The 14,540-nt window shown below is 59.8% G+C and carries 7 protein-coding genes; 3 read left to right on the plus strand and 4 right to left on the minus strand.

Annotated elements, in window-relative coordinates; all coding sequences use genetic code 11:
• The 4 genes from ACFQDI_RS08580 to ACFQDI_RS08595 form a co-directional block, all read right to left on the minus strand.
• A complete protein-coding gene (locus tag ACFQDI_RS08580) occupies window positions 1-3,033 on the minus strand; it encodes a hypothetical protein (RefSeq protein ID WP_377165462.1) in 3,033 nt (1,010 codons plus the stop codon).
• Window positions 3,030-5,786 (minus strand): GAP1-N2 domain-containing protein, encoded by a 2,757-nt coding sequence (locus ACFQDI_RS08585; protein WP_377165464.1) that lies wholly within the window; start codon window positions 5,784-5,786, stop codon window positions 3,030-3,032. The genes ACFQDI_RS08580 and ACFQDI_RS08585 overlap by 4 nt, the downstream gene beginning before the upstream one ends.
• A 4-nt stretch (window positions 5,787-5,790) precedes the next feature.
• Complete coding sequence (locus ACFQDI_RS08590) at window positions 5,791-7,404, minus strand: hypothetical protein (RefSeq protein ID WP_377165466.1); 1,614 nt, start codon at window positions 7,402-7,404, stop codon at window positions 5,791-5,793.
• A gap of 366 nt (window positions 7,405-7,770) precedes the next feature.
• Window positions 7,771-8,643 carry an alpha/beta hydrolase fold domain-containing protein gene (locus ACFQDI_RS08595; RefSeq protein WP_377165468.1) on the minus strand — a complete coding sequence of 291 codons (873 nt, stop codon included), beginning with the start codon at window positions 8,641-8,643 and terminating at the stop codon, window positions 7,771-7,773.
• Between the two features lie 148 nt (window positions 8,644-8,791).
• Here ACFQDI_RS08595 and ACFQDI_RS08600 point away from each other — a divergent pair, with 148 nt between their 5' ends.
• From ACFQDI_RS08600 to ACFQDI_RS08610, 3 genes are all read left to right on the plus strand, one after another.
• The gene (locus ACFQDI_RS08600; protein ID WP_377165470.1) at window positions 8,792-11,314 is read left to right on the plus strand and encodes a PSD1 and planctomycete cytochrome C domain-containing protein; all 2,523 of its coding nucleotides are present in this window, start codon (window positions 8,792-8,794) and stop codon (window positions 11,312-11,314) included.
• Window positions 11,315-11,339: 25 nt separating this feature from the next.
• Window positions 11,340-12,770: a DUF1501 domain-containing protein gene (locus ACFQDI_RS08605; protein WP_377165472.1), complete on the plus strand. Its 1,431-nt coding sequence runs from the start codon at window positions 11,340-11,342 to the stop codon at window positions 12,768-12,770.
• A 101-nt stretch (window positions 12,771-12,871) separates the two neighbouring features.
• Window positions 12,872-14,392 carry a hypothetical protein gene (locus ACFQDI_RS08610; RefSeq protein WP_377165474.1) on the plus strand — a complete coding sequence of 507 codons (1,521 nt, stop codon included), beginning with the start codon at window positions 12,872-12,874 and terminating at the stop codon, window positions 14,390-14,392.
• Window positions 14,393-14,540 lie beyond the last annotated feature (148 nt).

The raw sequence follows: 14,540 nt of genomic DNA on the forward strand, positions 1-14,540 counted from the left end.
TCAGGGATGCGTTAGGAAGAGGGATTTGCCAGGAAGCGGTTTGAGATCGAGTCCATGGGCGGAGAGAGCATCTTGGTATTGCTTGAGCAGTGCGCGCCGGTCGGTGGTGACGAAGAACACCGGGCTTAAGGGCATGGAGTCGGGAGCTTGGATGGCTTTGGGGTTGTCTGCCGCGGCTTTGCCGGCGTCAGGATTGGCGACAAGGAGCGGTTTGCTGCCTTCCCGGCCGAGCACCCAAAGCTCGCCTGCGGAGCGTCCCTGAGGGTTGAGGACCAGGGACAGGTCCGTCTCGACGTAGCCAGCGAACTTCAGTCCGGCGGAAGTGGCTGCGCGAAGGTAGTTCCGATGAGCAAGCGCCTCCCGCAGATAGGAGCGCTCCTTCAATGTTTTGAAAAAGGTGGCCAAGGTGGCCTGCCATTTCTCCCGCATGGCAGGAACGAGCCAGTCCTCGCTGCGCAGAGAGGTGGTGCCGAGGATCTGGTGCAGGGAATGAAAATCCTGCTGCAAGGACGGGCAGCAGTGCAAACCCCACGCATGCGGGCGCAGACGCAGCAGGTCTTCAAACTTGAGCATGACGTATGCTTTGGCAATGGGGCTGCCGAGGGTGTCTTGGGCAAGCTTGTCACAGACCTCCAGGAGAGGCTTGAGCACGCGATCCCCTTTTTCATCGCTGATGCGGCCTACGTCCAAAGCGTTCATAAACTCGCTCGTCTGGCTGAGCCGGCTGGTGATCAAGGCGTCTCCCTGGTACTCGCCTGCTTCTCCTGCACGGGTGAAACTTTGCTGCACGAAGAGCACTGCGGTCTGCTCCAGGTCTGGTGCGTAGAATTTGGCGCTCCAACGTTTGGAGCCTCCAATGACAGTCTCCTCGGGCTTTCCCATGGACCACAGTGTGGAGCCCGTTTTTTTGCTGGAGTAATGGGTGACGTTGCTCTCGAAAATGTTGTTTAAATTTTCGTTGTGCAAAAGTGACATGATCACTTTCAACTCGGCTTCGAGCAGTGTGTCCGGCGCCATGTAGGAGCCGGATTTGTCATCGAGGACGGCCTGAAGCACCTCAAGGTCGCCGCCCGTGAAGAGCGCCGCCTGGAAGATCTTTTCTGTCGGCAGAGTGTCCAGCATTTTGAGCGAAGGGGTGGCTTCTGCAAATTTGACGGTCTGCCATTTGGCGACGGCTTTGCGGTAGTCGTCCAGCGAGGCTGCGGCGGCTGTCTCCCTGCGAATGGTGGCAAAGCTGCGAAGGTCTTCCTGGTAGGTGCTGAGCCGTTGGCGCAGAGTGCGAATTCGTGTCTCAAGATCTGCCGGGAAAGCGAGTGCAGGCACCTCGGGTTTGAGGAGGGCTTCGAGTGGCAGCAGCTCCTTGTCGATGGTGGTGCAACTGGCGCTGACACTGGACGCCAGTTTTTCGTGTGAAAGCTCCGCAGAGCCGCGCTTTTCGAGCTTTGCCAGGGTGGCTGAAGAGCTGGTGGTGAGCTTTTTCAGCACGGCTGCAAGGTGAAGATCAACCTTGGTCTTGAGTGCCGCGAAGCGGTTTTTCGGCTCGGTGGCCACGTCTCCTCCGAGTTGTTTGACCAGCGCGTCCGCATCGTTGAGCTGCCTGACGAGCTGGGTGGCGGTCAGTTTGGTCTGTTCCCCTTGGAATGAATTTTCCAGCGCGAGCAGAGCTTCGGCGGCCTGTTTGCCAGTGATGCGGGTTTTGGCGGCCCAAGAGCTGACATCTTCGATTTTGGCCAGCAGGTAGGGCCAGCGGAGCAGGAGCGCTTCTTCAGTGCGGAGTTTTTTGATCAGGTTTTCTGCCGCGCTGTAGTTTTCCCTGGCCTGGTATGAGGCGAGCTCCTGGGTGAGCGACCATGCTTTCCAGGCGTGCAGAGTGACGGCGGAAATGCAGCCCAGAAGGACCAGTGCCGCAGCGGCCAGGGAGATGCTGCCCAGGCGCTTGGTGCGTTGCATTTGCTCCAGCCGGGTCCGCAGCTCCTGGCCTGCTGCGCGCAGGCGCTGCAGGGATTCGGTGGCGACGGGGAGCTGATAGGCTTCCAGCTCCTTCCAGCGCTTGACGAAACTTTCGTCCTTGCCGGCTATCTCCTCAAAAGTGACACCCGAGCCGGTGAGCAGGCGGGTTTCCACATCGTCCACAAAGGCGAGGAAACTTTTGAGCGAGAGGTCAAAGCTGCGCTGCTTTTGATTGGCGGCCTTTTCCTTCTGATGGAAGCCGGTGAGTTCATCCAGGACGGCCTTCTGTGCTGCATCTGAGGGGGAGAGCTGGTGCTCTTTGAACATGGCGTCCAAGACGCCGAGCATCTGCCCCAGCTGGCGCCATTGGCCATCGGCCTTGAGCTTCTGCATGCTGAGCAGCATGTCCGGCACCCGGGTCTCAGCCTGCCTGCGGCGGAGAGACTGGCGGATGTTGTCTCCCTGCTCGAAGACATCGAGACGCTCCAGCTTGGAGGCAGGGGCCACAGCCTTAATGTCTTCGGTGAGCGTGGCGATGCGTTCTTCGTCATCTGTTTTGAGCGCCTCACGCAGCAGGTCGATTTTTTCTTGCAGCGCCTTGTTCTCCAGCCGCTGAAGTTCCTTGCGGGCGTTGTCGTCCTGCGGGTTGAGCTTGAGGATGGTTTTGACGATGCGCAGTGACTTTGAGTCATCGCGTGAGAGCACCGCCGCGCGAAAGTCTTTGTAGAGGGGGTGATTCGCAGAGATGCCGCGGGTGTAGAGGGCCTCCAGCTCCTGAATGATGCGGAGGTCCACGCGTGGCGCCACCTTCAGCCCGTGAGTGTCGCAGTAGATCTGCCAGTTTTTTTCTTCACCGAAGCTCACGGATGCCGCGAGATCGAGCAGAGGAGGGTCTTCTTCCGCCACCTGGAGGGCCTGGTAGTCGCTGCCTTTTTTAAGCATGGCCGAGACGAGGTCCAGACGCCGCTCCACGTCCGAGCAGAGCTGAGCGTAAATGAGGGCTGCCTCCTCCACGGCGGATGGCGGGACCTCCTCTTTGAGGGCGGAGCGTATGGCCTCGATGGCTTGAGAGAGAGATTTCACGGATTTGTAAGCTTCAGTGGAGAAGGGCTGGCTGGCGGGACCACATTCAGACGGCAAAGCTCAATCTGGTTCGGCTGTTCCAGAGCCAGGATGAAATTTCCTGGCAGGAGATCAAAATGCGGGGGGGCGTTCCCTTCGAGGCTTTGCAACTGTGTCTGCAATGCCTGCAGTTGGTTTTCCTTTTCAGCTTTGCTCTTCTCGTAGCGGTCTCTTTTTTCGGTTTTTATTTTCAGAGATTCCTTGCTGCTCTCATTTTCCGCCAAGTATTCAATGTCCTTTGCAATTCCAGCCTCAAGCACTTTGATCTTGTTCTCGATCTCCTTCCTGCTCACCACGGAACCGTTTTGGATTACCGGGGGGATGACTTGGAATGAAGAATCTCCCGTAGATTTCAGAGTGAAAAACTTCTTCTGGTTTGCGGGGCCGTCATGCCTCAGGGCATAGCGCAGTTCCTGCTGCCCCACAAAGTGCAAACGGCTGAGGAAACCTGGGGGGAGTTTTAGCGTTACGGCGGCGGCATTGATGACCGTGCTTTCAATTGCCTGTGTCAGCATGGGACGGGAAGAGGCGCTGCTGATTGGGATCAGTCGCAGATCAAACAGCACTTTTACTCCGTCCTTGCTGCGCGCCACAATCCTGACTCCATCGGGAGACTTGCGAAGTTCTTCAGGGAAGGCGGTCAGCATGCCGTCCTTTGAGAAGGCGATCATCTGAGTCAGTTGCGCAAGCAAGGTTGGGGAGAACTTGAGCTTCTCGCTGTCATCTGAGCTGACGCCCATCCACTTCTTCAATTCACCCTCTTTGGGCTGGGGTTTTCCATCAGGGGGCGGATGTCTTTCCCATGCGGTGCCGACGAACAGTTGCATGTCCGGCGACACTTGAAGTCCGTCGATTTTACCCGCCGGTTCTTCACTGGGCTGCAGCAGATAAAGATAGATGCCGTTTGTGGCAGAGACCGCGTCGGCATCTTCGATCACGATGGCTGGTTCCGGCGCTTTTTGAGCGGGCTTGTCGTCTGTTTTGACCGCCATCCTGGGCGCGTTTTTGCTGGTATGCGGCTGCTTTTTCTCGGCGACCCAGGCGCGCAGCCATTCCGGCAAGGAGGCGTCGGAGGCGGCTGTTTGCGCAGCGGCGTCGGAGCTGGCGACGGGATTCTCCAGTTCACCCCAAAGCTTCAGCCATTGCAGAGCTTCGAGAGCCGAGCTGTTCTGCGGGGCACCGGGAAGCGCAAATACCTTGGCCCAGCTCGGGCGGGAATCATGTGCGGGCTTGGCGCTGCGCAGCGCATCCCTGGCGGCGGTCATCAGTGACTGCAGCACATCCTCGCCAGGCGGGGGGAGGTCTTTAAGGCTGAGGAATGTGGACAGCCGGTTCCATGTGGAGGTGCGTGACTGCTGCCATTTGTGGTAGGCCTCGAGAATGCCCTGCGCCGTGACGGTGGCCTGGCCGGATTGCAAATCTGCCCAGGGGTTGACATGCAATGCAGTCCATTCAGCCAGCCGTTTTTTGAGATCTTCGAGATCATCCTGCGTTTGCGCAGGCAAGGGGAGCTCGGTTGGAGAGCCCGGCTGTTGCAGCGCCTGCTGCATGCCGCGGAAGAAATTTTCGTGGGACTTCAGCAGTGCCTCTCCTTCACCCAGGTCTGTCTGCTCTTCGAGCAGGCGGCGTGTTTCGCTAAGGATGAGCTGGTGATTTTGCCAGGTGCTGTCGATCTTTTGCTCATACTCCGCGCGAGCCTGAACCTTCAGGTTTCTCTGCCGCAGCAATGCGCCCAGAACGACAACGATCATGATGGAGGCAATGATGAGCGAGATGCCGATGAAGCTCCTGTTTGATTTCGCGGCTTTGCGACGTGGCTCCGGCGACCAACTGCCCATGGAGCTGATGGGGGCGGGCGCTGCAGGAGACGAAGGCAACGGCGCAGGGACCGAAGCCACCATGGGGTGAGCGGGTGCAGGCGTTCCGTGATTCACGGTCTCGATGAGAGGCGGCGGCGCCTGTTTTTTCGGCGGCTCTGGCAGCGTGGCGGGAGCGGTGAGATCAAGCACGAGACGGCTGGTGGTCTCCACCTGCGTGCGCATGGGGGAAGCGGATGTGAGCGCCACCCAGCGGAAGTCGGCGACATCGTCATTGGGTTCCAGGCATGTGGTGAAGCGGGTCTGCCAGGCCTGTGATGGCTCCACCAGCAGCGACTCGCGGAACAGCTCCAGAGTATTAATGCCAGGAGGTGTGATGAGATAGCAGCCCTTCAGCGCCTCACGGGACCACAGGATGCCTGCGGATGCGGGATTGCCGGTGACGGAGGCCCATGCATTGGAGGCCGAGGGGGTGAAGGACGCGAGGTTGATTTCTTCAGAGGGATCGAGGTAGCGAGGCCCTTCGCTCCATGAGGAGCGCCATGGCATGGCGAGCAGCACATCCGCCGGTGTCAGTCCTGCGGACGCCAGAGCGCGAATTTCGCGAGGTTCAGCGATGAGATGGTGGGCGATGTGATTGGTGCGGCCGGTGTAGTCCGAGCCGGCGTCCTGCAGGCAGCTGAGCACATGGTAGGTGGAGGAACCCAGAATCAGGATGCGGTGGGTGTGGACGATGCGCCGGGGATCGTGACCCGGAAGCCGTGCAAACTGGCTGAAGCGCTCCACCGAGGCGGCGAGCATGCCGCTGACGGCGCGATGTCTGGCCACGGTGCCGAAGCCTGTACGGCCAGCTTCGAGAAGGCGTGGGGCGCTGGTGTAGATGAGCTGCCAGGCCATGGGGTCAGTTTGCGGGGGTGGAGGGGATCATTTCAGGCGTGGCCTGCGCGAGCACCCAGAGCGTGGGTGCCTCCACATGGCGGGGATTGAGCTGCTTGGGGTCCGGGCCGATACGGGGAGTGCCGTCCCTGTCCAAAAACTCCACGGGTGAGGAGCCCAGAGGGCTGACGGCGAAATAGCAGACATTGGATGAAATGGCCTCCGCATTGGCCACGATGGAAGGGCAGATGCGCACCATGAGTGTGCGCACGCGGGTGGAGTTTGCCCTGATGTTGTCGAGTCTTACGGTGCCATCCTGAATGACCGGGAGCAGCGGTTCATCCCCCAGCAGGGACGACCAGGTGTCATATTTGCCCACCATGACTGCCAAAGGGGTGGAGACACGCTGGCGGGAGTCGAGGCCGAGCAGGCTTTTGATGCGGACTTCGGTTTCAGCGAGGATGACATCCTGCTGGTCGATGCGGTGGGTCTTGATCTGAGGATCTGTGACACCCTTCATCATGGCCCGGAACTCGGTGTTGTGCAGAGGATCAAAGAGGAAGAAAATGCCGGAGGCTACCGCGATGTGCTGGGCGCCTGGTGAATCGGCGCTGTTGCGAGTGGGCTCGAAATGCTCGCCCGCATTGTCGTAAAAGACCATGGAGAAGCCATTGTCCGGTGTCGAAGGGTGGGAGAGCTTGAAGATGAAGGGCTTTGGCAGGCGCACTTTGCGCCCCTGGCGGGGCAGGGTCTCGTAGAGCGCACCTTCAAGATCGGTCTTGGCCAGGAAGGCATCTTCTGGAGACGAGGATGAAAACAGCTGGGTCTTCATCTGAGTGAGGATGACGTTCTCCGAGGGGTCGGCATCGCGGAAGGTGATGCCAAAATTTTGAAACAGGGTGCTTTGCAGGATTTTGATCAGCACGCTGAGGTAGTAGGACTTGCCTGAGGAGGGGGCACCCACAATGGAGAAGATGTGATGGGGCAGGTCGAGGAAGCCCGGGGGGAGCTTGCGGCGGCAGTGGGGGCAGGCGAGGTCCGAGGTGGCGAGGCCCATGGCATCGAGGGCCTGGCCGCGGTCGTTGAAGCGCGTGGCGTGAAAGCGCTGCATGGCTTCGTCGCCGAGCATGGGGTCGCCACGCAGGCTGCTGTGGATGGCGATGTTCATGGCATCTCCACGGTCGAATTTGAACCAGCAGATCGGGCAGGTGAACTCGCCATATTCGCTGTTTACCTCTGCTGCTTCAGCGGCAGGTGCAGAAGAGCGTGACTGGACTGGCGCAGGTTCGGCAAGAGAATCAGGGGCAGAGCTGTAGCGGTCATACCACGCAGATTTTTCAGCCGGCGGTGTCATGGGAGGCGGTATTTTGAGGATCTCCATGGCGTCGTGCACATAGAAGCCCATCTGCTCCATGCCGTTTGGAATGAGGACGAGCCGCTTGCGGGCATTGGCGGAAAACTGGGCCAGCCAGGTCTTCAGAAACTCCGGGCCGAAGGGGCCGTTCCAGTCATGCTGCTCGCTGTTGTAAACGAACCATGAGTTGTCATTTCCCAGGGACATCCAGGTGCCCGGCTGAGGACTGTACTTGAAAGCCAGGAGCTGCCCGCCGCCCTTTACGGTGTGCTCTTCTCCAGGCATGGACCTGAAAAACGTCGTTTCAGTACCGTTCACGAGTGCCGGGCAGCTGAATTGGAAATCTATGCAGTCGCCGGTTTTTGTGACCTTGCACAGCACCTGAGGACATTGCGGCGAGCTGACTTTGAGGTCTGAGTGAGGTCCGGCACCGATCACAAAAGTGTCTCCATCAAATCTGGAACGATCTCCGGTGATACAGTTCAGTATGCAAAGAGAGCTGTGGTTGCCGTTCATGCTTGCCTGTTGCGTCATTGGTGGGGAATAATTAAAAAAATGAACCCGTGAAATTAAATGTTACTTTGGATTTTTGCTTAGAAAAGTCTGAGTTTTCAGGCGGGTCGGATTCATTTCGAATTTAACTGCCAGCGGTCACCGGGTGGCCGGGGCTTTGAGATGGCGGTCAAAAAAGGCCAGCATGAGCTGTTCGGTTTTTTCAGGGGGAACGCCTTTGAGGCCGTGGCCAGCACCCTCAAAGCCTATGAGCTCGGCTTCGACAGCGGCAGATTTGAGTTTGTCCACGATCCAGGTGGCCTGCTCATAGGCGACGTATTCATCCGCCGTACCGTGCAGGCAGAGGGTGGGGGCGGCGGCCGGGGTGACCCAATAAAGAGGGCTGGCGATGATGTGCTCGCGGCGCTTGGTGCTCAGGTCACCGCCCAAAAAGAGGGGCAGAACCTCCTTGGCGTCGACGCTTTTGTCGTAGCTTTTGGTGAAGTCGCTGGGGCCATAAAAATTGACGACGCAGCTGACGGCGCTGCTTTGATCCAGATTCCCGGCGCCTTCAAACTGAGGGAGACCTGCGGTGACGCCAAGAAACTGGGCCAGATGACCACCCGCCGAGCCGCCCATGGCACCGATGCGGGCGGGGTCCACGTGATATTTGGTGGCATTTGCACGCAGCCAGCGCACGGCTGCTTTGCAGTCATGGACTGCTGCCGGGAACGGGTAGGCTGGAGCCAGCCGGTAGGTGACGGTGATGGCGACGTAGCCGTGCTGGGCGAGGGTCAGCAGGAGCTTGTCGTAAGCCTCACGTTTGCCGGCGCGGAAGCCGCCACCGTGGATGCAGATGATGGCGGGGAATGGGCCCTGGCCTTCTTTGGGCTGAGAAAGGTTTATCTGGAGGTGCTGATCGTCAGGATTGGAAAACTCGATGCCCCGGGTGAAGGTGACGTTGTCCGGGATGGCGAGGTCGGCGCCCGGGAGTGAGACGGTGAGCAGCAGAGTGAGTAGGATGTGGCGCATGAGTTGGATAGGATCAGGGGGGAATGTGGGTGGAGCTAACGCCTCTTGCATGCGGGGAGTTTCAAGAGTGGCGGCAGGCGGGTGCGGCTGTGAAGAAACCTTTTTAAGGCCCGGGTGTTACAAGAGGTGATTGGTGCATCACCCCCTCATGAAGATCCTGACCTTCCCACTTCTGTTGCTTGTGCCTACGGGCCTGCGTGCCGCCGACGGCGCCGAGGCTGCGCATGCGGGCATCACCCCGGAGCAGATGCAGTTTTTTGAGAAGAACATCCGGCCAGTGCTGGTGCAGTCCTGCTACAAATGCCATTCGGCGGAGTCGGCGAAGGTCAAAGGAGGGCTCACGCTCGACACCAAGCAGGCGACCCTGCTGGGAGGCGAGTCCGGACACCCGGGGGTGACTCCGGGGGACGCCACGCAGAGCAGCGTGTATGAGGCGATGACTTGGAAAAACGAGGACATGCAGATGCCGCCGAAGCAGAAGCTGCCGGATGAGGTGATCGCAAACTTCAGGAAGTGGATTGAGATGGGGGCACCAGATCCGCGTGAGAGCAAGGTCGTGAATGCAAGCGGTGGCAAGCGTGTGATCGACATGGATGAAGGCCGCAAGCACTGGGCATTTCAAAAGCCGGTCAAGCATGGGCCGCCGGCGGTGAAGACGGAAGACTGGGCAAAAACGGAGATCGACCAGTTTGTGCTGGCAGGGATGGAAGCCAAGGGGCTGCACCCGGTGCGAGATGCGGACCGGCCGACGCTGATCCGCCGCATTGCGTTTGATCTGACGGGGCTGCCGCCGACGCCGGATGAGGTGAAGGCTTTTGTGGCTGATCCATCACCGGAGGCGGTGAAGCGAGTCATCGACATGTATCTGGACTCCGAGCGCTATGGCGAACGCTGGGCGCGGCACTGGCTGGATGTGGCGCGGTATGCAGAGAGCAGCGGCAAGGAGGTGAACGTGCTCTACCCGCATGCATGGCGCTACCGCGACTATGTGATCGAGTCGTTCAAAAAGGACAAGCCCTACGACCAGTTTCTGAAGGAGCAGATTGCGGGTGACCTGCTGAAGTTTGACGGCAAGCGCGATCAGGCAAACAAGATCGTGGCGACGGGATTTCTGGCGATCGGCCCCAAAGGGCACAACAACCGCGACCGGCGCCAGTTCGCGATGGATGTGGTGGATGAGCAGATCGACGCGATGTCGCAGTCAATGCTGGGCCTGACGCTGGCCTGCGCACGCTGCCACGACCACAAGTTTGATCCAGTGACGCAGCGCGACTACTACGCGCTGGCGGGCATCTTTCTGAGCAGCGAGACCTTGTTTGGCACCTATGAGCAGCTGCAGAACAACAACACGGCGGGGCTGATCGAGCTGGATCGCAACTCCGGGCAGACGGCGGCGCTGGCGAAAATTTCGACGGCAGAGGTGGCCGAGCTGAAAGGCAGCTACCAGAAAGCGAAAACCGCCGCTGAGGAGGCCCAGCGTGAAATATTTGCCATGCGGCAGCAGGACCGTGAGAAAGCGGGGGCAGCAAGCTTTTTGCGCATTCGCGGGGCGCGTGACCGGGCGGAGGAGGTGAAGGCGGATGTGGACCTTTTTTATGAGGATGGCACACCCCGCACGCTGGCGATGGGAGTGCTGGACCGCAAGACTCCCTATGACAGCCCGGTGCTGATCCGCGGTGACATCAAGCAGCCGGGAGATGTGGTGCCACGCGGACTGGTGGAGGTGCTCTGCGCCAAGGGGGAGCCTCTGAACATCAGCCCGCAAAGCGGCAGCGGCAGGCTGGACCTGGCGTTCTGGATTGCCTCGAAGGAAAATCCGCTGACGGCCCGAGTGATGGCCAACCGCGTGTGGTTGAAACTGATGGGAAGCGGCATTGTGCCCACGCCGGACAACTTTGGCGTGATGGGACAGAAGCCGTCGCATCCGGAACTGCTGGACTATCTGGCAGTCACCTTCATGGACAACGGCTGGTCGGTGAAGAAGCTGATCCGTGAGATCATGATGAGCCGGGCTTACCAGATGGGATCCGGCTATGATGCGGCGAACTATGCCGCCGATCCTGACAACAAGTACCACTGGCGCATGAACCAGCGCAGGCTGGAGGCTGAGGCGATCCGAGATGCGATGCTCGCCGTGGGGGGCACGCTCAACCTCTATCCGGTGGATGGTTCTCCTGTGGCACGCGCAGGTGAAGGCAGGCAGGGACTGATCTCCATCTTCCGTGGCGAGCTGACGAGCAAGGCGTACAACTTCCGCTCGATCTACATCCCGATCATCCGGGACCAGATTCCTGAAATGCTTTCGGTGTTTGACTACCCGGATGCGAGCCTGGTCAATGGCGACCGGGACACGACCAACGTGCCTTCGCAAAGTTTGTACCTGATGAACAATCCGCAGGTGCAGAACGCGGCGGATGCGTTTGCCGCGCGTCTCGTCAAGCACCCTGGCACGTCTGCCGAGCGGCTGAGCTACGCTTATGAGCTGGCATTTGGCCGGCAGCCCACGGCGCAGGAAAAGACGGCGATCAGCAATTTCTGGATGCGCTTTCCACAGCAGATTGCCAAGGGGGGCGGCAACAGCCGGGAGGCGAAGGAGCAGGCGGAGTTTGCCGCGCTTTCCGCCTTCTGCCAGAGCCTGATCGCCAGTGCCGAGTTTCGCTATCTTAACTAAAAACCACCTCAGCTATTTCCAAGGCATGAACACGAATCCTTTCTCCAGGCGCGAGTTTTTGAAGACCGGCTCCAACGGCTTTGGCTACCTGGCCTTTGCTGCGCTGGCGCAGCAGCAGGCTCTGCGTGCGAACCCGCAGTCAGCGGCCGGGCCGCTGGCACCGAAGGCGCCCCATTTCGCGCAGCGTGCGAAGCATGTGATCTTTCTCTGCATGCAGGGGGCTCCTTCGCATGTGGACACATTTGACTACAAGCCGAAGCTGACAGCGGACAACGGCAAGGGAGCGCCCTCTGCGGCGGGACGTTATGGCACGGCGAAGCTGATGGGATCGCCGTGGAAGTTCAACCGGCAGGGGAAGAGCGGCCTGTATATTTCGGAGCTTTTTTCCCATTTGGGCAAGCATGCGGATGAGATGTGCATTTTGAATTCGATGGCCACGGATCTGCCGGCGCATCCGCAGGCGTTCTCGCAGCTGCACACCGGCACGACGCAGTTTGTGCGCCCTTCGCTGGGATCATGGGCCTTGTACGGGCTCGGCACGATGAATGAGAACCTGCCGGGATTCATCACCGTGAATCCCCCGGGAAATGCGACGCGCACCTACGGCAGCGCGTTTCTGCCCGCGATCTATCAGGGTACGAAGATCGGTGGCAACGGTTTTCCGGGCGGGGGCGCTGCGGCACGTCGGTTTGGCGGCATGGACCAGCAGGCGTCTGTGGCGAACATCAAGAACAGCCGCTTCAGCACGGAAGAGCAGCGCACGCAGCTGGACCTGGTGCAGGCGCTCAACAAATCCCGCCTGCAGATGGACGGTGGAGTGAGCCCGGAAGTGGAGGGGGTCATTGAGTCATATGAGCTGGCCTTCCGCATGCAGGCGGAGGTGCCGAGGGTGATGGACCTCAGCAAGGAGACGGCGGCGACGAAGGCGCTTTATGGCATCGATGAGCAGGAGACGGACACGTTTGGAAAGCAGTGCCTCATGGCGCGCAAATTTGTGGAGGCTGGCGTGCGGTTCATTGAACTCACGAATGGCAACTGGGACCAGCACTTCAATCTGAAGGCGTCGCTGGAGCGCAACACGGGGGCGATTGACAAGCCGATCGCCGGATTGCTGACGGATCTGAAGCAGCGAGGGCTGCTGAAGGACACGCTGGTGATCTGGGGCGGGGAATTTGGGCGTACTCCGCACAGCCAGGGGGAGGACGGCCGTGACCATAACAACAAGGGCTTTTCCATGTGGATGGCCGGCGGCGGGGTCAAAGGAGGCATGAATTACGGCATGACTGACGACTACGGCTATGAGGCAGTGCTCAACAAGATGCACATTCACGACTGGCATGCCACGGTGCTGGCGCTGCTGGGCCTTGATCACGAGCGGCTTACCTACCGGTATGCGGGCCGTGACTTCCGCCTGACAGACGTTTACGGCACGGTGGCGAAGGAGATCATGGCATGAGCGAATTGGCCTCCAGTGTGACGCATGCGTTGCATCTGGCGTGATCCGTCTTATCAATGGCGCTGAGAATGGGAAATAGCGCCTCAGCATCTGCCTCGAAGGTGTCCTCCAGCCAAGTGCTGGAAGCGTCCTCCTGCGGAGCGATCGATGCAGAAACGATGCAACGCCTTGAGGCGATGATCGAGTCGAATCTGCCGGAAGAGCTGCGCGGGAGCGCCGTGGGGCTGCTGCGTGCAGTGGCCGGCAAGGTCGCCGTACCGGGGCATTTTGATGCGTTCTGCTGCCAGGCGTTTTCCAAGCCGGAGTGGGCGGCGGCGGGGAGTGTGCTGATCGCGGAGCTGTTTGAGCAGGACGAGGACCAGCTCGCAGAACTCGCGCGCATCCCCGATCTGGTGATCGAGATGGGAAGCGGTGAGGTCAATGTGACATGCATGGTGGCGTCCCGGTGGGCTGCACGTGGGGAGACGCACCGCCTATCCAGGCTCGCCGATGCGATCGTGGCCTCGCATGCCTCCAGAAATGCCTGTGCTGTGGATGTGATGCTGGCGCTGGCGGCCACACTGGCGGTGACGCGGTTCTCACGGGCAGAGCAGCTTTATAACGCCGCCCAGCCGCTGGCAGGGGAGGAGCACAAGGAAGCCCTGGCGGACGCCAAGCGCTGGCTGGCCGCCGGGCGCGTGGTGTGCAGCGTGGCGCAGGATGAGCGTGATTTCTGGGATGTGCGGCTGCGCAAACCCAAGACCGTGTGGACGTGGAAGACGAAGGCCGAGCTGGAGGCGCTGGAGCATCTGTCTGAATGCCTGACGCCGGACACAGAGGGGGCTGATCTGTTCAAGTCGGTGCTGCCCGAGTGCTGGTGGGTGCTGGCGCTGAAGTATGCCCAGCAGCATGAAAAGCTCGCGCATGTGAGCCAGAAGCTGACGGCTTCGAAACCGGACCATGGTGTGGCTCCGAAGGCTGTGCCTGAGCCATTGCCGGCTGCCGGGAGGCCCACCAAGGAATTCCTTCCGCATCCGCAGGCGGGACTGCTGGCCCGTTTCATTGTGCCATGGTTCTGCGGGTGTCTGGCCATGCTGCTCACGGTGCTGGTGCCGGTGCTGGTGCTGCCCAGAGAATTTGCGATTGGCATTCTGGACACTCTCAAGCCAGCGGCACAGCCACTCTCGACACCCGCCGAGCTGGAGGCATGGAGGAAGCAGGAGCTTCAAAAAAAAGCCGCTGAGATGAAGCCCTTTGAAGCCCAGCATGCACTGGCGAAAAAGGGGGGGTGGAGCGAAAACGAAAAGGTCCTTTCAGGAAAGAGCGAGGAACTGCCGTTCGATAGCCAGCAGTACATGAACCTTCTGGTGTGGCTGCATCTGGACCCGCCAGAGAACGAGGACGTGCGCCTGCGAGTGTGCAAGCTGCTTCTTGAACGGGTGAAGGGCGATGCCATTGCTCTCTGGGAGCTGCTGGCGTATCCCGGCTCCGCCAACGCCAAAGAGATCAAAGTGACGGCACGGAATGCATTGGCCGAGAAAGGCCTTAGCTGGAGCGAGGAGGAGAAAAAACGGCTCGGAGTCATTGCCGGAAACGGTCCTGAGGCTGAAAAGGCCGTGCCTGCTGCTGGCGGCAAAAAGTAAGTTTGGACGGTTTGTGACCGACTCAGATATGAGTTTTGGAGGCGCTAAGCATTCTCTTTTGTGTGCTCAGTTGGTATCCTTTGAGCTTCTGGAGAATGGCTGGGGAGAGCCATGATTTTGATGACCCCGTGGTTGAAAAGTGGGTCGC

This window comes from Prosthecobacter fluviatilis (genome assembly GCF_042655725.1).
GTDB classification, from domain to species: Bacteria; Verrucomicrobiota; Verrucomicrobiia; order Verrucomicrobiales; family Verrucomicrobiaceae; genus Prosthecobacter; species Prosthecobacter fluviatilis.